Source organism: Paenibacillus sp. Z3-2, assembly GCF_054161325.1.
This window is the reverse complement of sequence record NZ_CP096397.1, coordinates 1,898,870-1,918,981: the sequence shown is the minus strand read 5'-3', so window position 1 is coordinate 1,918,981 and position 20,112 is coordinate 1,898,870. Positions and strand designations below refer to the sequence as shown.

At 46.1% G+C, this 20,112-nt stretch carries 16 protein-coding genes; 1 reads left to right on the top strand and 15 read right to left on the bottom strand.

Annotated elements, in window-relative coordinates; translation table 11 throughout:
- Window positions 1-171: 171 nt before the first annotated feature.
- The 6 genes from M1D71_RS08580 to M1D71_RS08555 all read right to left on the bottom strand — a co-directional run bounded on the left by M1D71_RS08580 (window position 172) and on the right by M1D71_RS08555 (window position 7,835).
- Window positions 172-1,188 carry a LacI family DNA-binding transcriptional regulator gene (locus M1D71_RS08580; protein WP_458126097.1) on the bottom strand — a complete coding sequence of 339 codons (1,017 nt, stop codon included), beginning with the start codon at window positions 1,186-1,188 and terminating at the stop codon, window positions 172-174.
- A 78-nt stretch (window positions 1,189-1,266) separates the two neighbouring features.
- Entirely contained in the window at window positions 1,267-3,432 is a 2,166-nt protein-coding gene (locus M1D71_RS08575; protein WP_458126096.1) for a glycoside hydrolase family 3 N-terminal domain-containing protein, read from the bottom strand.
- Window positions 3,433-3,529: 97 nt separating this feature from the next.
- Window positions 3,530-5,125: an ABC transporter substrate-binding protein gene (locus M1D71_RS08570; protein ID WP_458126095.1), complete on the bottom strand. Its 1,596-nt coding sequence runs from the start codon at window positions 5,123-5,125 to the stop codon at window positions 3,530-3,532.
- Window positions 5,126-5,178: 53 nt separating this feature from the next.
- On the bottom strand, window positions 5,179-6,081 hold the full coding sequence (locus M1D71_RS08565; protein WP_458126094.1) for a carbohydrate ABC transporter permease: 903 nt from the start codon (window positions 6,079-6,081) through the stop codon (window positions 5,179-5,181).
- Window positions 6,082-6,099: 18 nt separating this feature from the next.
- The gene (locus M1D71_RS08560) at window positions 6,100-7,059 is read right to left on the bottom strand and encodes an ABC transporter permease (protein ID WP_458126093.1); all 960 of its coding nucleotides are present in this window, start codon (window positions 7,057-7,059) and stop codon (window positions 6,100-6,102) included.
- An 11-nt stretch (window positions 7,060-7,070) separates the two neighbouring features.
- The gene (locus M1D71_RS08555) at window positions 7,071-7,835 is read right to left on the bottom strand and encodes an alpha/beta hydrolase (protein WP_458126092.1); all 765 of its coding nucleotides are present in this window, start codon (window positions 7,833-7,835) and stop codon (window positions 7,071-7,073) included.
- Between the two features lie 472 nt (window positions 7,836-8,307).
- On the opposite strand from M1D71_RS08555, the gene M1D71_RS08550 reads away from it, so the two are divergent.
- Window positions 8,308-9,225, top strand: a complete 918-nt coding sequence (locus M1D71_RS08550) for a serine hydrolase domain-containing protein (protein ID WP_458126091.1) — start codon at window positions 8,308-8,310, stop codon at window positions 9,223-9,225.
- Window positions 9,226-9,328: 103 nt separating this feature from the next.
- Here the strand turns inward: M1D71_RS08550 and M1D71_RS08545 are convergent, their stop codons facing one another.
- The 9 genes from M1D71_RS08545 to M1D71_RS08505 form a co-directional block, all read right to left on the bottom strand.
- Window positions 9,329-9,583 carry an AbrB/MazE/SpoVT family DNA-binding domain-containing protein gene (locus M1D71_RS08545; protein WP_036610032.1) on the bottom strand — a complete coding sequence of 85 codons (255 nt, stop codon included), beginning with the start codon at window positions 9,581-9,583 and terminating at the stop codon, window positions 9,329-9,331.
- Between the two features lie 167 nt (window positions 9,584-9,750).
- Window positions 9,751-10,218: a tRNA (uridine(34)/cytosine(34)/5-carboxymethylaminomethyluridine(34)-2'-O)-methyltransferase TrmL gene (trmL, locus tag M1D71_RS08540; RefSeq protein ID WP_145319754.1), complete on the bottom strand. Its 468-nt coding sequence runs from the start codon at window positions 10,216-10,218 to the stop codon at window positions 9,751-9,753.
- Between the two features lie 139 nt (window positions 10,219-10,357).
- Window positions 10,358-11,446: a 3-phosphoserine/phosphohydroxythreonine transaminase gene (serC, locus tag M1D71_RS08535; RefSeq protein ID WP_458126090.1), complete on the bottom strand. Its 1,089-nt coding sequence runs from the start codon at window positions 11,444-11,446 to the stop codon at window positions 10,358-10,360.
- 360 nt (window positions 11,447-11,806) lie between these two features.
- Window positions 11,807-13,231 carry a type I glutamate--ammonia ligase gene (glnA, locus tag M1D71_RS08530; protein WP_074094318.1) on the bottom strand — a complete coding sequence of 475 codons (1,425 nt, stop codon included), beginning with the start codon at window positions 13,229-13,231 and terminating at the stop codon, window positions 11,807-11,809.
- Between the two features lie 413 nt (window positions 13,232-13,644).
- Window positions 13,645-14,709 (bottom strand): 3-deoxy-7-phosphoheptulonate synthase, encoded by a 1,065-nt coding sequence (aroF, locus tag M1D71_RS08525; protein WP_150364800.1) that lies wholly within the window; start codon window positions 14,707-14,709, stop codon window positions 13,645-13,647.
- A gap of 253 nt (window positions 14,710-14,962) precedes the next feature.
- A complete protein-coding gene (locus M1D71_RS08520) occupies window positions 14,963-15,916 on the bottom strand; it encodes a 4-hydroxy-3-methylbut-2-enyl diphosphate reductase (RefSeq protein WP_458126089.1) in 954 nt (317 codons plus the stop codon).
- A gap of 67 nt (window positions 15,917-15,983) precedes the next feature.
- On the bottom strand, window positions 15,984-17,444 hold the full coding sequence (locus M1D71_RS08515; RefSeq protein ID WP_458126088.1) for a sensor histidine kinase: 1,461 nt from the start codon (window positions 17,442-17,444) through the stop codon (window positions 15,984-15,986).
- A 1-nt stretch (window position 17,445) separates the two neighbouring features.
- Window positions 17,446-18,135 (bottom strand): response regulator transcription factor, encoded by a 690-nt coding sequence (locus M1D71_RS08510; protein ID WP_145319764.1) that lies wholly within the window; start codon window positions 18,133-18,135, stop codon window positions 17,446-17,448.
- Between the two features lie 171 nt (window positions 18,136-18,306).
- On the bottom strand, window positions 18,307-19,971 hold the full coding sequence (locus M1D71_RS08505) for a S1C family serine protease (RefSeq protein ID WP_458126087.1): 1,665 nt from the start codon (window positions 19,969-19,971) through the stop codon (window positions 18,307-18,309).
- Between the last annotated feature and the right edge of the window lie 141 nt (window positions 19,972-20,112).

The following is a 20,112-nucleotide window of genomic DNA, read 5'->3' as shown; positions in this document are numbered from 1 at the left end:
CATAACAGGCATTCTCACTTCATCCTACAACAATGACAAGACAAAAGGCCTGTAAAGGCCAAGCCTCTCTCCGGAGAGGCTTTTTTTAATGCTTTATCCTCGAAAATAGCAAGAGACAAGGCTTAAAAGAATGCTTCAATTCTTCTAAGCCTTGTCTCTTGCTAGACGGGATCAATAGCTAACCGCCCGATCACTTTGCATTGGTATCATAGAATCAGACAGTGTAGGTCCACTCACCGACCCACCCTCAACCAGTGTCACGTAAATCCGTTCATGGTCAACGGGTTCTCCAGCAATAATCTTGATTAATTGTTCAGCAGCGAGTGATCCCCACTTGCGTTTGGAATAATCAATGCTTGCCAATCTCGGCTGCACGTATTTGCTCAGTTCAATATTGTCGAATCCGATGACATCAATCTCCTGACCAACGCCAAGTACACTGTCTGCGAGACGATCACACAGGCCAATAGCCATCTCATCATTGAGGCAGAATACAGCTGCAGGTCCATCATATGCCTGTACAATCTGATCTGCGGCTCGTTCTCCACCACTCTTCTCAAAATCCCCCGTGATCTCAATCCATTCTACATCGGCTTCACGTTCCGCAACCTGTCTTACAGCCTTCAAACGCTGCATAGAGTCAAACGAACCTTCTGGTCCCGTCACCACATAGATTTTCTTATGTCCCTGTTCAATCAGATGCTCCATGGCAAGTGTCGCCCCGGCTTTGTTATCCAGCAGAACCTGATTAATATTGGGATGATCCATCTCCCGGTCCAGTACAACGATTTTGTGCCCTCGATCGGCATATTGCATCAGTTCTTCACTTGCAAACGTATGATCCAGAATGATTGCACCATCAATCATCCGTTCTGGAAGCATGCGATGGGACTGTTTACCGCTGCACACGATCAGGTCATAACCTTGAGCATTACATACGGCTTTCATGCCACTCAGCAAGTCTCCATATACATCTCCGCTAAAATCGGTCAAGAAAACACCCAGAATTTTGGATTCTCTCTTCTTCAGTGTTCTTGCAGCGGCATTTGGAACATAGTTCAGCTCTTTGGCTATGGCCAAAATTTTGGAACTCGTCTCATCGGTCACTTTGTTGCTGCCATTCAGCGCATATGACACGGTGGATATAGAAACTCCCGCCTGTTTGGCGATATCCTTGATACTGACCACATTCTTCGCTCCCCTGTTATGTTGAATCAGGCCTCCCATAGTGAAAGGCCTGACACATTACTCTTTCCATCCATCGGATTACACGAGTCGGAATGATTTCTTTTGGGTATCCCGGCTGTTCGGACCAACAAGAAGATGGAATTCGCCCCGATCACTGCGATGACTTAAGTCGGAATGGTGATAACGAAGCTGTTTCTCATTTAATGTAAACGTGGCTGTACCACTCTCGCCTGGCGCAAGTGCAAGTCTCACATACCCTTTCAACTCACGCATCGGACGAACCACTTCACCCGTTACATCACGAACATACAACTGAACAGTCTCCACTCCCGCGCGCTCACCTGTGTTCGTTACACGAACCTGGATGCTCAAAGACTCATCAGCAGTCAACTCGTTACTTGACACTTCAAGATCACCATAAGCGAAGGAAGTGTAAGAGAGACCGTAACCAAATGGAAGCAAAGGTTCATTCGGGCTGTCAATATATTTGGATACATAACGTTCTTCCGTCTTTTCCGGGTTCAGTGGACGGCCTGTATTGAAATGGTTGTAATAGACCGGAATCTGACCTGCGGATTGCGGGAAGGACATGGTCAAACGTGCAGATGGATTCACTACACCTGTCAGAACATCTGCAATCGCAGCTCCACCTTCACTACCGGGGAACCAGGCTTCAAGAACAGCATCCGATTCATCGATTACACCATGCAGATCCAATGGACGGCCATTGAAAATAACGGTGGCAATAGGTTTCCCTGCTGCTTTGAGCTGTTTGACCAATTCCAATTGGGCCGCTGGCAGACGAATATCCGTACGTGAGCCACCTTCTCCGCTCATCTCGGAGTCTTCACCTAGAGCCAGGACGATCAGATCTGCTTTGCTTGCCACGTCCAGAGCTTCGGCAATCTGCTCAGCTGTAATGGTATGAACATCACTGCCTTGGGCAAATTGAACTTTCCCACCCGTCAGACGCTCTTTCAGAGCTGTTCCCAGCTTGACTGCATCTTCCTTAACCCCTTCACAAGACCACCAACCCAGAATGTCTGGACTCTGTGCAAAAGGACCAATAAGAGCTACATTAGCTTCCGGCTGAAGCGGAAGAACGTTGCCATCATTTTTCAACAGGACAGCTGATTTCGTTGCCAGTTCATACGATACCTGACGGTGCTCTTTGGAGAACACAATCTCGCGCTCACGTTCCGGATCAGCTGCACGCAGGGGATTATCGAACAATCCCAGCTTTTCTTTGAGTTGCAAAATTCGCAGAACGGCTTCATCAATGAGTTCCTCTTCTACTTCGCCGCTCTCAATCAGCTCAGGCAGATGATGCACATAACAAGGTGTCATCATCTCCATATCCACCCCTGCGCGAATGGCACGATATGCCGCTTCACGGTCATCTTCCGCAGCGCCATGGGCAATCATCTCGCGAATGGAAGCCCAATCCGAGATCAATACGCCATCAAAGCCCCACTCGTCACGCAATATACCGCGCATCAGCTTTTCGTTGCCACTCGCCGGAATACCGTCGACTGTATTGAACGAAGTCATGACCATTTCCACACCCGCATCCAATGCTGCTTTGTACGCTGGCAAATAGTACTCACGCAGGTTACGCTCGGACATATCCACGGTATTGTAATCTCGACCACCCTCAGCCGCTCCATACGCCGCAAAGTGTTTGACACAGGCAGCAAGGCGATCAGGCTCATCCTTCAAGCTATCTCCTTGATATCCACGTACGAATGCAGCCGCGAACAAGCTGTTCAGATAAGGATCTTCGCCAGTCGTCTCCATCACACGGCCCCAGCGCGGGTCACGAACCAGATCCACCATCGGTGCAAAGGTAACATGCAAACCAGATACAGCTGATTCACGTGCTGCAATTTCAGCACTTTTCTCAGCGAGTTCGGTATCCCATGAGCAACCGATGGCCAGCGGAATCGGGAAAATGGTTTTAAATCCATGTACAACATCAGCCATGAACAAGAGTGGAATGCCCAGACGACTTTTCTTCATATAAGCTTGCTGTACATCAATGATGGCCTGTGCACCGGACAACCCCAGAATGGAGCCACTGGCGTCCACGGACTGCTCCGTGATTCCCATTTCTTCCATCGGTCCTGTGATCTGACCTTCAACATTCGTTCCTTCATAAAAGTTGGCAGTCAACTGAAGAAGCTGAGCTGTTTTTTCCTCCAACGTCATCTGTTTCACCAGGTCTTGCAACTGCTCGTTATTCATCAATAGTATCCTCCACTACAAGTTGTTGAAATAAAGAACCCGGCTGCGTTCGGGGAGAGACCGCGCACCGGGTTCAAAATTAATTACTGAACGATTACTAGAATTTCTCGTTTAGCTCATCCAGATAAGGTTGAACCAGGGACATTTTACTGTTCACCCATTCTTTCCAGTTCGCCTCCAGATCTCCGCTTTTCAGAATCAGGTTGGCATATTCGTTCTGGTAATCGAATGAAGCTTGACTCTTAGCTTTGGAATCGTACAGGTTGATATCCCAATCATATGCTGCAAGTGATTTGCCTTCTGTACCGAGTTTTGCTTTTTCTTCGAACAATTTCACGGCTCTATCACGGTAATCTTTTTTGATTGCGGGGTTTACAACACTGAAGTCGTCACCCAACAAATAGAGACCTTCGAAACGTGCTGGATATTTGTCTTCCAATACTGTTCCTTCTGGCAACAAGCTAACCAGTTCTTGGTTCTCATCGTATTTCCAATCTGTTCCTTCAAAGCCCATGTTGATGAGCAACTGGCCTTCTTTTGTTGCGGAGTAATCGATCAGATCCATGATCCGTTCGAATTTCTCATCGCTGATCTCAGGGTTGAAGATCAGTGCGGACCAGAAGTTTGCTTGCTCCAAGTTACGGTATTTTCCGTCGTCTCCAAGAACAATTGCTGTGTGGACCAAATCATCACTGCTCACACCCAGATTTTTCTTCATATCAGAATCCAGACCTTGTCTGTACGAAGCCAGTCCGCCCAGACTTGTAACTGCAGCTGTACCTGTTACTTTGAAGTTATTTTGACCTTCATTGTTTTTCCAAGTGTAGAACTCAGGGTTAAGCAGTCCATCTTTATATGCTTTTTGCATCAATTTCAGACCTGTAAGTGTCTCAGGATCCGAAGGACCCCAGTGGAACTGGCCGTCTTCACCTTTGTAGAATGGAGCATCCGTCATCGCATGAGCACTATTTGGCATGATCATGTTTGTCATCGCATCTGCCGCATTATAGGACAGTGGTACAAGCTTGTTACCCACTTTACCTGGATCTTTCTCTTTTACAAGCGCTGCGAATTCATTCAGTTCAGTTGTTGTATACGCATCTTTCAGTTCAAAACCAACCGCTTCTGCCCAGTCTTTACGGAGTGCAATAACCCCGATTTGGTTGGTCAGTGGATTAGCAGGTTTGTTCTCATAATAGATTGGTCTAGGCAAGAGATACGTTCCACCTGTCAGTTCTTCCAACTTATCACCAAGTCCCGTCAAGTTGTACGCAGCGGCAACATTTGGCCAGCGCTCTTTCCAATCATCCGGGAATTTGTAGAACAGCCCTTGATCAATATTATTCAACGCATCGCCATGGACATAGTTCCATACCGATACATCCGGCAAATCGCCCGAGTTGATCCACAGACGAAGCTTCTCCCCCCATGAATCCCAATCGATATAGTTGTAGTCCCATGTTACGTTGAATTTGTCTGTCCAGAACTTATGGAACTCATTATCCAAATTTCCGTTTTTAATTTCTGTCAGGTTTGCCACGGAGATGGTCAGGTTATCTGTATAATTTCCTTCAGCATCCTTCTCGTTACTACCTTCAGAACCACCACTGGAACAAGCTGTCACCACCAACATCAAGAGACAGAGTGTGATGGCAAAGAGAGATTTAACTGACAACTTTCTGTTCGTTTCCATGCTTTTACCCCCATGTTTTTAGTCGAATTTGTAGTCCAAATCCTATGTGTATATCAGGTTTTGATTGCCCCTGTTAATACCCCTTTGGCAAAGTGCTTTTGCAGCATTGGGAAGAAACACATAATCGGTACCATCGTTACAAATACAGCCGCCATCTTCATACCCATGGAGAAGTTGCTCACTTGGGTTGCATCTACGCTGGATGCGTTGGATGCGTTCGTCTGGGATGTGACAATAATGGTCCTCAGTACGTTTTGCAGCGGTAACTGATCCGCTTTTCGCAGGAAGATCATCGCATCGTACCAACTGTTCCAGTAAGCTACACCGTAGAACAATGTGATCGTAGCCATAATAGGTGTAGCCAGCGGGAGAACGACGGAGAACAGGATTCTCCACTCCCCGGCACCATCCAGTCTCGCTGATTCCATCAGTGATTCCGGTAAGGTGTAGAAGTAGTTCATCATCAGGATCATGTTAAATGCACTGAAGCTTCCCGCCAGAATAACGGACCATAACGTGCCTGTAAGATGCAGTGATTTCATGATCAGATACAGGGGTACGATACCACCGTTAAAGATCATCGTGAACAGAACCAGGAAAAAGAGAAACTTCTTGAACGGGAAGTTACTGCGGCTAAGACCATAAGCCATACTTGTTGTCAGGAACAAGCTGAGCGGCAAGCCGATCACCAGCAAGATAATCGTGTTTTTGTACCCTGACAAGATACTTCCGTCAGCGAACAAAGCTTTATAGGAATCCAGTGTGAACTCTTTAGGGAACATCAAAAATGGATTTTCAGCGTACTCTTTTTGTGTTGCAAACGAGATCATGATGACATTCCAGAATGGAATCAAAATCATTAAGGCAAGTACAAGTAATATGGCAAATATGAAGTAATCGAGAAGTGTCATTCTTTCTGTGCCAATTCTCGGCTTTTTGTTAGCTTTCTTGCTCATCTCATTTCTCCTCCTCTCTTATCGGAACAAACCGTCTCCGCCAAGCCACTTGGCAAATCTGTCAGCGAGAAGCAGCAAGGCCATATTCACCAGGGAACGGAACAAGCTGACCGCTGTCGAGAAGGAGAAATCGGTTGATGACTGGAACGTAATCCGATAGATATATACATCGAGTACTTCCGATACGTTTTTGGTTGCTGCATTTGCCAAGTTGAAGATCTGGTCGAAACCGGAAGACATCAGTCCACCTACCGACAGAATGAACATTACCGTGATGGTTGGTAGAATGTTTGGCAAGGTAATACGGAACATCTGTTGCATACGAGAAGCTCCGTCAATCTGTGCCGACTCATACTGATCCTGATCGATACCTGAGATGGCAGCCAAGAAGATAATCGCGCCCCATCCACTTGATTTCCATATATCAGTCAACAGCAACATCGGTACAAAGTTGGATTCGGACCCCAGGAAGTTAATCGTTGGCAATCCGAGTAATCCGAGCGCGCTATTGACCAATCCGTCATATGCCAGGACATTGATGACAACCCCGGATACGATGATCCATGACAGGAAGTGCGGGAACGTAAGTACGGTTTGGAACCACTTTTTCCCTCTGCGCATCCGCAGTTCATTCAGCAACAACGCCAGAATAATCGGGAACGGGAACTGAATAATCAGTTTAAGAATATTGATGTACAGCGTACGCCATACCGCATCGATAAAGGTTGGATCACGGAAAACATATTTGAAGTTCTCGAATCCGCTCCATGGACTTCCCCAGATGCCCAGATTGGCCTTGTAATCTTTGAACGCCAGAGACAGGCCGCCCATTGGCATGTAGGCAAACAGGATTAGCCAGACAAGCCCCGGAATAAGCAGGGTGTATGTCATTCGGTGCTTCCAGATTTCAGTCCAGAGCGAATTGCCCTTCACGTTTCCCTTCAGCTTTTTGCTAGGTCCTTCGACTGCAGGTTTCACATTGCATCTCCTCACTCTACTTTGGTCTTGTCGTTGTACAGAAAATCAAACATCGTTCTCAGGTGGTGCTCCCAAAATCTCCATTCATGAGCACCCGGCGTCTCCACATACCGAAAATCAAAGGCAATACCCTGCATGTATTTCGCGTAATCGCGATTCATCTCCACGAAGGGATCACTATCGCCGCAGCAACTGAGGATTTCCGGTAAAGGTACACCCTGTTCCAGCAACTTGGCAGACAGTGCGTAAATATCCTGATCGGCTTTTACCTGTAACCGTTCTCCAAAAACCGCTTTCATTTCCTTGATCATAGTCGCTGGCATATGGGGATCATGAAGTCGTGTTTGAATATCTGTAACGCCAGATAAAGATACGACTTTGCGATAGCGCTCTGGATAAGTTAGCCCACATTTCAGTGCACCATATCCACCCATGGATAAACCGGCAACGTACGTTTTCTCCGGATCAGGATTTAGATTGAGAAGACGTTTGCAGACTTCAGGTAACTCCTGAGTGATGTAGTGGAAGTAATTCAGGCCGTATTCCATATCGGTGTAATAGCTTCGATTCGCTTCTGGCATAATGATGGTACAGCCGTATTGCGCTGCATACATCTCAATTGTGGTTAACCGCTGCCAGGTACTCGCATTATCGCCTGCCCCGTGCAACAAATATAGTGTACCGCCTGAAGTCTCTCCGGAGTCACTGGACACAACATGTATGCTCGTGTTCATGCATAATGTTGGCGATCCAGTTTCGATCGTTATATGCGCCATAATGTAACCCCTCTCATCATCGCCTGCTGTCTTTACTCATTCGCTTCTCTGGCGTTGGATTGCAGGCTGTTGTAGATTCCCTTGTATTACGATGGGTTATCGAAACGATTTTCTCGAATCGTTTCAAAACATAGCCAACGTTGATCCACATGGACTTGATTACAACACTTTTAATGTGGAAGCGATTTCTTCGAATCGTTTCGAATAAATCATAAGCCCGATGAGTAAATCCTGTCAATAACCTTTTTACAAATTTCGCGTTATTTTCTCGAAAAAATGCTTTTTCAAGTCTAAATTTGCGCCCAAAGACACTATTATTGCGAAAAAATGAAATTTTAGTCAGTGCTATTACAACTTTAATTGACACCCAACCAGGTTTATACTAACATGGGTTCTGATTTTGCATTCAAATTACGGAAACGTTTCACCAACCGATTTTACTCAGGTTTTACCTGATATTAGGGAGGTTAATATGTCTAAGCAACTCAAAGGCTTCGTTCAAACGATTACCGAACAACAATTGAATGTTTTCTCCATTCGCATATTACATAAAGGGCACCTGCTTGCCCATTGGGACAGGGACAGGGATCAGCGCCGTGTACAACATTCCATCAGCAAATCCTTCACCAGCATGGCCGTTGGTCTTGCGATTGAAGAAGGTCTTTTACATCTGGATGCCACACTCGGTGATTATTTCGCCTATAATCACGCACCCATTGCACAGCACAATATCCCCTCGCCGCGGGATTTGAAACTACGTGATCTTCTCCGAATGTCTTCGGGCCATGACTCTCCCCCTCTTTGGGCTGATGAACGAGCTTCATTGACCGAGAAGGATTGGGCAAAATATTACATGTCTCTGCCTCTGGACCGGGTACCTGGTGAACAATTTACATATAGCAGTGGTGATACCTTTATGATCTCGGCCATGCTGCAGGCTGCCACCGGGCAAACCGTGAAAGATTACCTGACTCCACGGTTATTCGAACCGCTTGGTATCCATGATGTAGAGTGGGAAACCTCTCCACTAGGCGTAACGCTCGGCTGTGCTGGTCTATGGATAAGCAATGAGGAACTAAGTCGATTTGGACAGTTCATGCTGCAGGAGGGTCTCTGGAACGGCACACAGCTTGTACCTGCGGATTGGGTCAGACGGGCTACGTCCCGGCAGATCGAAACGACTGGAGGCGGTGATTGGGGAGAAGGATACGGATATCAGTTCTGGATGTGTTCTCATGGCGCTTATCGCGCCGATGGAGCTTATGGTCAATTGTGTATCATCATTCCCTCAAAGGAAGCTGTCATATGTATCAACAGTGAGGAAGAGAATATGCAAGGTATCCTGAATGCCGTATGGAATGAGGTTTTACCCCTTTACACCCAGCGTTAGTCTACGTATTTTTCTTTTTTTCAATATTGAAATTATGCCATCTGCTGGATAATAAAACAAAAAAAAAACGCCACGGGGACATAAAACCCCTTGGCGTTACTTCTTACCCGTGCTGTGGAAGCTGAGTCATTTCATCTAAACATTGTGCGCATATGTAACGCTCTTTGAACTCGTTGACTTCCTCGATGGATCCGCAGAAAATACATTTTGGACGATATCTCTCCAAGATAATATGGTCCCCTTGTACTAAAATCTCTACAGGATCTCCCTCATTCATTTGATACCTTTTACGCAAAGATTTAGGCAATACGATCCTACCTAATTGGTCCACTTTGCGAACTACTCCAGCTGGCTTCATAGCTACGGCACACCTCTCCTATCTTACTCTAAATTTCTAGGTACATTTGTACTATGTTTATAGATTCGCCAAGATTTTGTCGAATCCTGCTGGAAATAAACATTTTTTGTCCTTTTTTTTGAAAAATGTTTTTTTACCGAATTCTAGTCGGCATGAATAACCTTAATTTATCCTTCTAACCCCGGAAAATTGAGCTGGCGTAATGCTTCATATACAATAATGGCTGCCGAATTCGACAGATTTAATGATCTAACATCACCAGTCATTGGCATTTTCATACATGTATCGGGATTGGCAGCAATTAATTCAGGCGGCAGGCCTTTAGTCTCTTTACCAAAGACGAGGAAATCCCCATCCTGAAATTTAAAATCACTGTATCGGTTCTTCGCCTTCGTAGTTGCGTAGAAGAAACGACCTTCCGAATATTTTTCCTGAACCTCGGCGAACGAGTCGTGGTATTCAATATGAACAGCATGCCAGTAGTCCAGCCCTGCCCGTTTCAATGTAGCATCATCTGTTCGAAATCCAAGTGGACGCACGAGATGAAGATGGGTGCCGGTTGCCGCACAAGTACGAGAAATATTTCCTGTGTTTGCCGGAATTTCTGGTTCAACCAGAACGATGTGTAAAGCCATATGTGTTCAATCTCCTTTTCATTTCATGTTGACGACAACCCTCTAATCTTAAAGAAAAGCCCTCCACACGTCAATGTGGAAGGCTCTGGTAAGGCACATTGATTAGACACTAAGGTCTATGACACAGTACCTATACTATTTATCCATTTGTCTTCTGAAAGTGGTTCATGAAGTCTGTGAGCGCCTTAACACTCTCATAAGGAGCAGCATTGTATATGGAGGCACGGAGACCACCCACACTGCGATGTCCTTTCAGACCTACGAATCCTTCTTCTTCCGATGCCTTGATGAACTTCTTCTCCAGTTCTTCAGAAGCAAGACGGAAGGTTACATTCATCAGGGAACGATCTTCTGGTTCGACACAACCACGGTAGAAATCACCGGAAGAATCAATCGTGTTATAGAGCAATTCCGCTTTTTTCGTATTTTTTTGCTCAATACCAGCCAATCCGCCCTGTTCTTCAATCCATTTCAACACTTCATTCACCATATATACCGAGAAGGAAGGTGGCGTGTTATATAGGGAGTTATTATCTACATGCGTGCTGTAACGAAGCATCGTTGGAATCGTTTTGGGTGATTCGCTCACCAGTTCCTCACGAGCAATAACAACCGTAATTCCGGATGGACCCAAGTTCTTCTGCGCACCCGCGTAGATCATGCCAAATTGATTGAGATCAAATGGTTTACAGAAGATGTCACTCGACATGTCAGCAATCAGAGGTACAGAACCCGTATCCGGGAATGACTTGAATTGTGTACCTTCAATCGTTTCGTTGGAAGTCAAATGCACATAAGCCGTACGTTCTGGCAGACTCAGATTCGAAACATCCGGTAATTTCATGAACTTCTCTGCTTCCGAAGATGCTGCGACATGCGTCTCGCCGATCAGCTTCGCCTCAGACAGAGCCTTCTTGGCCCAGCTGCCAGTCATGACATAACTTGCAGTCTGTCCTGCCCCAAGCAGGTTCATTGGCAGCATCGCGAACTGAGTGCTTGCACCACCCTGCAGAAAGAGAACCTTATATCCTTTTGGATTGCCTAGAAGCGACAATAAGCGCTCCTGAGCTTCATTATGTACAGACTCGTACACCGCTCCACGGTGAGACATCTCCATAATCGACATGCCTGTGTTACGAAAATCTACAAATTCCGCCTGTGCACGCTCCAGTACCTCAAGTGGCAACGCCGCAGGTCCTGCATTAAAATTATACGCTCTCTTTGTCACAAAATCCCCCGCCCTTTCCATCCGTAACTGACATACAAACGCATTTTGCACAATTCGATTAGAATCGCTCACGGGTATAAGATATAAGACGAATTGAATCATTTCGATCTATATCTTACTTATTGGAAGTCGCTCTATGGATTTGTGCAAAATGCTCTCAAAGTAAATATTATCGCTATGATAGCAGTATTCTCTATCTGCTTCAAGGGCAATATGCACTGAAGTGTTGATTTCAGGCCATCAAATTCCTTTATCACCCTGCAAAGTTAAAGCACTACATTCTTTAATTCAAGGAAAAGCCTCCGAGAGCGTGTCCCGGAGGCTTTAAGTTGGAACAAGAGCTGTTCCGACCCCGACCGATTAGCAGTCGAAGTAGAGGCTGTACTCGTGCGGATGAATGCGAATGGCTACTGCTTTTGCTTCATCACGCTTGAGGTTGATGTAGTTTTCAATGAATTCTTTTGTGAATACGCCGCCTTCAGTCAAGAACTCGTTATCAGCTGCCAATGCATCAAGTGCTTCTTCGAGGGAAGCTGGCACACTGCGGATGTTTTCTTTATCTGCATCAGACAGGTCATAGATATTTTTATCGAGCGGACCATATCCAAGCTCAGTTGGGTTGATTTTGCGTTTGATTCCATCCAGACCAGCCATCAGCATTGCTGAGAATGCCAAGTACGGGTTAGCTGTGGAGTCAGGTGTACGGAACTCGATACGACAACCTTTTGGTGTCACAGCTGCAACCGGAATACGTACTGCTGCAGAACGGTTACCTTTGGAGTAAACCAGGTTTACCGGTGCTTCGTAACCAGGTACGAGACGTTTGAACGAGTTCGTACTAGGGTTAGTCAAAGCGATCAGTGCCGGAGCATGGTACAGGATACCTCCGATGTAGTGCAGAGCCATTTCACTCAGGTTAGCATATCCCGCTTTGTCATAGAACAATGGGGAATCGCCATCGAAGATGGATTGGTGAACGTGCATTCCGCTACCATTATCACCGAACAATGGTTTTGGCATGAATGTTGCTACTTTACCATATTGACGTGCAGTGTTGTGCACGATGTATTTGTATGCAAGCAGGTTATCTGCTGTTTTCTTCAGTGTATCAAAACGGAAGTTGATTTCGGCTTGACCCGCTGTCGCCACTTCATGGTGATGACGCTCGATGGACAGGCCAGCTTCTTCCAAAAGGCGACACATTTCGCTACGAATATCTTGTTGTGTATCGACTGGAGCTACTGGAACATATCCGCCCTTAGTGCGAACTTTGAAGCCCAGGTTACCGCCTTCTTCTTTGCGGTTGGTGTTCCATGAAGCTTCTTCGGAATCTACATAGTAGGAAGAGCTGTTCGTACCGCTCTCATAACGTACATCGTCGAAGATGAAGAACTCGGATTCAGGTGCGAAGAATGCCGCTGTACCTACACCGCTCTCTTGCAAGTAAGCTTCTGCTTTAACAGCGATGCTACGTGGGTCACGCTCATAACGCTCGCCATCCGGAGTGAAGATATCACACATAACATTCAATGTAGGGTGTGCAGTGAACGGATCGACATAAGTCGCTTCAGGATCTGGCATCATAACCATATCGGACTCTTCAATTCCGCGGAAACCTTGGATAGAAGAACCGTCAAAAGCTACTCCATTTACGAACGTGTCTGCATCAACAGCCGAAGCTGGCAACGAGATGTGATGTGCACGACCAGCTAAATCTACAAAACGAAAATCTACCCACTCGATGTTGTTCTCTTGAATTGATTTCAATACGTTTTCAACCGACATGTATTCGTCCTCCCAAATATTCCGAACATTAAACAACCCCACTAAGAAAATGTCTAAATTCGAATTTTTTTCTGTCGTCATTATAAATTCTGAAATATGACATCGTCAATACTTATGTAAGGTATTTTTTGCGAGGATGTTAGATATACTCACATTTTATAAATATGATAAATGCATATAACAACATAACTACTATACATTTAACTGATTTAATGCGGTAAAGTGACCCCTTTTACATCCTAAATCATGGAAAAAACTTCACATCATAAATATTTCTTATCACTATTGATTAATAAATACGTTCAAAACTGCAAATTGTACAAAAAACCGGACATCAGCCTGCTTCCGTCGCAATGAACACGACCACAGGAGATGCCCGGAATTGATCCAGACTTTGACTATGATTTCTTAAATTATACGCCTACACGAGCCGGGAAAAACGCTGCCGGTTGTTTGGCTGTGCTGAATGATTTCCCTACGATTGGTGCCAATTTCTCCAAATCCTGCAGCAGGTTGGCGAATTGATCAGGGAACAAGGACTGCACACCATCTCCTGTCATGGAGTTATCCGGATCGGTATGCATTTCAATAATCAGACCATTGGCACCCGCTGCAACGGAAGCCTTCGTCATCGGTTCCACCAGTTCACGGCGTCCAGTACCATGGCTCGGGTCCGAAATAACCGGCAAATGGCTCAGAGACTGCAGAACAGGGATCGCTGACAGATCAAGCGTATTCCGTGTGTAGGATTCAAACGTACGAATACCACGCTCACACAGCATGACATTCGGGTTACCACCCGCAAGAATGTATTCAGCCGCATTCAACAATTCATCGTATGTCGCACTAAAGCCACGTTTCAACAATACCGGTTTGCCACACTCACCCAATTTGCGGAGCAGGTCAAAGTTCTGCATGTTACGTGTACCTACTTGCAGAATATCTGCGTACTCGGCGCAAATATCCACATACTCTGGTGTCATGACTTCTGTAATGGTCAGCAGATCATGTTTCTTGCCTGCTTCCGCCATCATGATCAATCCCTCTACGCCCGTTCCTTGGAAGCTGTAAGGACCTGTACGCGGCTTGAATGCGCCCCCACGTAGCACTTGCCCACCAGCAGCTTTCACTAGCCCAGCAATCTCATCAATCTGTGCAGCAGATTCAACCGCACATGGTCCGCCCATGACAACAAGTTCTTTCCCACCGATATCTACACCTTTGATGGAGATCACCGTATCTTCCGGATGGAAGTCACGGCTCGCTAATTTGTAGGATTTTGAAATCTTAACGACATTCTCAACGCCCTTCATTTGGCGAAGATGCTCTTGCATTTTAGGTTCAACTTTGCCAATTAGACCAATGATGGTACGATCCTCTCCGCGAGAGATATGCACCTGAAGCCCTTCTTTTTCGATGACTGCAACGATATCCTGAATCTGTTCCTCCGGAGTAGCTTTGCCTGCAATAACGATCATATAAATTCCCATCCTTCCTTGTATGAGAGCACAATACTTTATTAACGTGCGTCTGATTAAATATAAAAACTCTGTCGCGCTTAAACGCTTGTTCGCTTTTAAGCTTTTATCCACTAAAGTAAATATATCATAGTTCCCTTTTTGCGTCAAGGTACACATTCCTTATCCATATACAAAAGAACCCTGTTACACAGGCTCCGAATTCGGTTCTGTGTAACAGGGTTCTTCTTATTTCCACTTACATTTCGTCGACCTACGGTGTACGTGTCTTTTCTCTGACTGGCGGCAGCAATTTGCTCATGTTCACGGTACGCTTGATTTCCCACGTCTCCGGCTTGTCATGTTCATACTGTTCCAGATAAAGAATAACTTCCTTCGTGATCGGTGTAGGTGTTGAAGCACCCGAAGTAACCGCCACCTTATTTACACCTTTCAACCACTCCTGTTGAATCTCAGCCACATCCGATACCCGGTAGGCCGTAACACCCGCGATCTCCTCCGACACTTGTGCCAGACGGTTGGAGTTATTGCTGCGAGGATCACCCACAACGATAACCAGATCCGCCTGCCCTGCCTGCTCAGCGACAGCTTCCTGACGTACTTGAGTCGCCAGGCATATTTCATTATGAATCTCTGCGCCCGGGAATTTCTCCAGCAGACGACTCATAATGTGCTTGATATCCCATTGGCTCATCGTTGTTTGATTCGTAATCAGGATTTTGCCTGAAGGAACGTTCAGTCCATCGATCTCTTCTTCCTTCTCGATCAGGTGAACGAGGTCTGGCGCAACGCCAACAGCACCTTCTGGTTCAGGATGATTCCTTTTACCAATATAGATAATCTGATACCCTTCTGCTGTCTTTTCACGAATGAGATCATGTGTCTTGGTCACATCAGGGCATGTTGCATCCACTGTCGTCAATCCTTTGTCCCGTGCCAGCTTGCGCACTTCAGGAGACACACCGTGAGCTGTGAAAATAATCGTGCCACTCTCCACTTGGCTCAAAATATCCATCCGGTTCGGACCGTCCAATGTAATAATGCCTTCATCTTCAAAGGAATTCGTCACATGTTGGTTATGCACAATCATACCCAATATATAAATAGGCCGTGGTAAATCCAGATTGCGTGCCGCTTGACGCGCGAGCACCATCGCATCCACAACACCGTAACAATATCCACGCGGCGAAATTCGCAGTACTTCCACTTGGTTGCCACCCGCTTTCTTTCTCGGCAACGTTGCCGATGTAATTGCAGTCCTGTCTATTATACCTTTATTCTATAGGCGGAGCAAAGACAACCGGCAACCAAATAATAAAGGTCGTTCCTTCTCCGCGTCTAGTCACAACCTCGACCGATCCATGGTGTTCCTCAATAATCCACTTCGCAATCGAAAGTCCGAGACCTATGCCCGGTGTAGCCCCGCGGGATTCATCTGCACGATAAAAACGATCAAAGATGAACGGTACTTGGTCCCGATCCATTCCGATGCCGGTATCGCTTATACGTAATCCCACCTGACCTTTGTACAATATAGCATCAAGTGTCACAGCGCCCTCCGGCGTGTATTTAAATGCATTTTCGATGAAAATAAACAGCATCTGTTGCAGATAATCCTTGCTGCCGTTCACATAGATACCATTGAGAATCGAGAGATCACCCGGACGCCAGTCCGCATGATGATCGAGGAATTGCGATCTTCGCGCGACTTCCTGCACCAATATCTGCAGTGGTATCGGATTCAGTTCAATTTTCTGTCCTGTATCTGCTCTCGCCAATGACAACATGTCACTGATCAATCTGCTCATACGCTTGCCTTCATCGGCCATGTCTTCCAACGCTTCAACGGACATCTGTCTTACTGTTTCTTCATCCAGGTTGGGTCGGTCGGTCCCCTCCTGATCCCACAGTTTCTTCAGGAAGTCTACGTTCCCACGAATGGTAGTCAATGGGGTACGAAGTTCATGTGATGCATCAGATACAAACCTGCGCTGGGCAGCATTCGTCTCTTCCAACCCGCGGAAAGACAATTCTGTACGCTCAAGCATATTATTCACCGTTTCAATCAAACGCCCGATCTCATCCTTCGGCCCCGCATATTGAATTCGTACACTTAAGTCATCCCCGGATTGGATCTGATTCGCAGCATCAATGACATTCACGAGCGGGCGCATCGACTTCCGGGCCAGAACGAGACCTGAGGTTATAGCCAATGCCATAGCCACCAGCCAACCAAAGACCAGAATATTAAGCAATGCCTCCAGCAAGCGTTCCTGTGAACTTACATTGGCTCCCACTTGAAGAATTCCTCTGACTTCATTGGTGCCTTGAAGAGACAGCGGTAGCTGATTCACCAGAAATGGCGTTCCATCCACATAGATCTTGGAGATTCCACGCTCTTTAAGAATTTCATTGGATTTCAATACTGGAAACTGAATCCCCAGTTTCTCCATATTACCGGAAATTCTGCCTGAACGACTCTGATAATCCCAGAGTTGAATATAAATTTGCGCCTCCTGAAGCTGGCTCTCTGTAAATGGGTCCAGATCCAACGACTGTGAAAGAGGATTTACACCGATTTGCTCCGTTATCCGGGCACTCTTCACCTTTAATTGCTGTTCGACTTCCTGATAGGAGTTAAAATACACAAAGGCATAGATGACAACGCCCCAAAAAATAAGCACGGCGGCCAGGATACCAGAATACCATGCGGTTAATCTTAACCGGATGGACATGTCAGGAGTCACCTCTCAGAATATAGCCGGCTCCCCGGATGGTCTGGATTAGACGTTTGCCACCGTATTCTTCGGTCTTCTGTCTGAGCATGGCAATGTACACTTCAAGTACGTTAGACTCACCGCTGTAATCATAACCCCAGATTTTATCCATAATCAGATCGCGGGATAGGACCCGTCTTGGATTTTGCATAAACAGATTCAGCAGTTCGAATTCCTTGGCAGTCAGTTCCAGACGTTGCCCATCCCGCAATACTTCACGTGAGTCATTGTCCAGAATAATATCCTCGTACATCAGGCGATTGTCCGGCGTGCCCGCGATGTCTGACTTGCGACGCAGCAATGCACGAACACGTGCCAATAATTCTTCCAACGCAAAAGGCTTCACGAGATAGTCATCGGCCCCTGTGTCCAATCCGGTCACCCGGCTCTGCACTTCATCCTTAGCTGTCAGCATTAGCACAGGCACTTTGCTGCCTGCTTCTCTCAGTCTGCGACATACCTCAAATCCGTCAATCTGCGGCATCATCACATCAAGCACAACGATGTCCGGCTCTTTATCCATCAGTTTGCTGAGGCCTTCGGCTCCATTGGAAGCAGTCTGCACCTCATATCCTTCAAATGCCAGCCCCCGGCGGAGCATGGACACAATTTTTTCGTCATCATCGACAATCAAAATAGTTGAGCGCATGGTCTTTCTCCTTTATCCTAACGTTTTATCCCATTGTAACAGGCAGAAGCACAATCTGCATCTTCAAGCACGAGTCTCGAATCAAGCTTGCTCCATTGTTATCCCGTTAGTTCAGGGCAAAAAAACGGAAGGGCCTTCAAACCCTTCCGTTCTGTCAATCCTAACCCAATATTATGGTTGTTGTTGTGTACCTGTTGTTTGTGAAGTATCAAAATCATTTTTGTTTCCAATTTTGATCTTCAGATCCATCTTCTTACCATCACGCACAACATTCAATGTCACTTCACTGCCGATTTCCTGTTTCTTGATAAAATCAATCAGATCCTGACTTGTGGCGTAAGGCGTACCGTTCGCACCTGTGATGATGTCATATGCACGAAGATCTGCTTGGTAAGCCGGTGATTGGAAGATCGTGCTGGCAACAACAGAACCTTCGGTCACATCTGTTCCCATTTGTTTAGCGACTTCAGGTGTGAGAGCCATCAGAGATGCACCGATAAAGGGTACTGGCTCTTTGGGAACTTCTTTGTTCTCTTTAAGGTATTTAACCGCTTCAGAGATGACGCTTGATGGGATCGCAAAACCAATCCCTTGTGCATCTGCGCTAACCGCAACATTCATACCGATAACTTCTCCGCTCAGGTTAAGCAACGGACCACCGGAGTTACCTGGGTTAATGGAAGCATCCGTTTGCAGCAAGTGGCTGTATTCACGTGTTTTGCCCGTTTCTTCATCCGGAATGCTGATCGTACGTTCTTTGGCACTCAGTACACCTGCTGTAACGGTGTGTTCAAATCCTTCAGGATTACCGATAGCTACAAGCCATTCACCGACTTGAGTACTGTTGGAATCGCCCAGTGGAGCTACAGGGAAAGCATCGTCACCACTATTTTTCTCAATTTTTAATACGGCGAGATCCAGATCAAAGCTGCTTCCCAGTAATTTGGCTTCATAAGGCTTGCTGTTGTTTTCCAGCGTAACCTGAATCACATCTGCACCCTGAACCACGTGCTGGTTCGTCAGGATATATCCTTCTTTATCAAAAATGAACCCCGAACCAATACCCATTGGCACAAGCTGATTACTGCTTTGTGGTTGCTGGCTTTGGCCTTGATTGCCTTCCGTTCCGCCGCCATTACCGAAGAAGTATTGGTACAGCGGATCGCTTGTATTCGATCCACCCTGACCAGTACCTGTACGCGAGGACTGCTTCGCGAGTGTTTCGATTTTGACGACAGCCGGACTTGTACTTGTGACTACAGAAGAAACATCTTCTTTGCCTGTTGGCAGTAACGACGCTGTTACATTGTTGCCTCCGCCTGTGTTCGTGGATGTTTCCTGTCCCGAGCTTTGACTGTCCGCGTTCGTAAGTGCTGTCTCCGGTGTGAACATGTTCGTTCTGTCAGCTGTGTACATGAGAACGGTAATGACCAGCATCCCGGCAATAAAGGAAAACAGAAGTGATCTTACGGAAGAACGCGGCTTGCGGTTATTATAATTCCAGTTGCTGCCTTTGCCGCCATTCCCTTGATCTCCACCGTTACCTGAGCCGTTTCCGCCGCCTCCGGACGATCTTTTCGCTTGCTCGTATGATTCGCTGTTATAGTAAGTAGGTACGGGTCTCACCGGATCAGGTTTTGTAATCTCTACATTACCTTCTTCACGCTGATTATTGCTTCCCATGTGATTTGCTGTATCTTCCTGATTTACGGACTGAAAAGGTCCATAAGAATAATAATAGGAGGATTCGTCCGTTCCGGAAGAATTGCGATTCTCCGTTTGTTTGGTTTCGTTTTCATCGTCTTGACGGTTCGATCTATAATTACGTTCGTCCATGCCTCTCTACCTCCCAATCTCTTATTCGCAAGAGATATTCTTTAACTGTCCTTATTTTGTACTTTAAACCTTAACCGTACCTTAAAAACAATTAAAAAGGAGATAAAAGCACGTAAGAATAGATTATTTTCCCCGTCATGA

Excerpts from the sequence above, each read along its gene's own strand:
- M1D71_RS08545 (WP_036610032.1), bottom strand. The coding sequence starts at position 9,583 with ATGAAGCCAGCTGGAGTAGTTCGCAAAGTGGACCAATTAGGTAGGATC.
- aroF (WP_150364800.1), bottom strand. The coding sequence starts at position 14,709 with ATGATCGTTATTGCAGGCAAAGCTACTCCGGAGGAACAGATTCAGGAT.
- M1D71_RS08510 (WP_145319764.1), bottom strand. The coding sequence starts at position 18,135 with ATGCGCTCAACTATTTTGATTGTCGATGATGACGAAAAAATTGTGTCC.
- M1D71_RS08570 (WP_458126095.1), bottom strand. The coding sequence starts at position 5,125 with ATGGAAACGAACAGAAAGTTGTCAGTTAAATCTCTCTTTGCCATCACA.
- M1D71_RS08505 (WP_458126087.1), bottom strand. The coding sequence starts at position 19,971 with ATGGACGAACGTAATTATAGATCGAACCGTCAAGACGATGAAAACGAA.
- trmL (WP_145319754.1), bottom strand. The coding sequence starts at position 10,218 with ATGGCTTTACACATCGTTCTGGTTGAACCAGAAATTCCGGCAAACACA.
- M1D71_RS08550 (WP_458126091.1), top strand. The coding sequence starts at position 8,308 with ATGTCTAAGCAACTCAAAGGCTTCGTTCAAACGATTACCGAACAACAA.
- M1D71_RS08565 (WP_458126094.1), bottom strand. The coding sequence starts at position 6,081 with ATGAGCAAGAAAGCTAACAAAAAGCCGAGAATTGGCACAGAAAGAATG.
- glnA (WP_074094318.1), bottom strand. The coding sequence starts at position 13,231 with ATGTCGGTTGAAAACGTATTGAAATCAATTCAAGAGAACAACATCGAG.
- M1D71_RS08515 (WP_458126088.1), bottom strand. The coding sequence starts at position 17,444 with ATGTCCATCCGGTTAAGATTAACCGCATGGTATTCTGGTATCCTGGCC.
- M1D71_RS08555 (WP_458126092.1), bottom strand. The coding sequence starts at position 7,835 with ATGGCGCATATAACGATCGAAACTGGATCGCCAACATTATGCATGAAC.
- M1D71_RS08575 (WP_458126096.1), bottom strand. The coding sequence starts at position 3,432 with ATGAATAACGAGCAGTTGCAAGACCTGGTGAAACAGATGACGTTGGAG.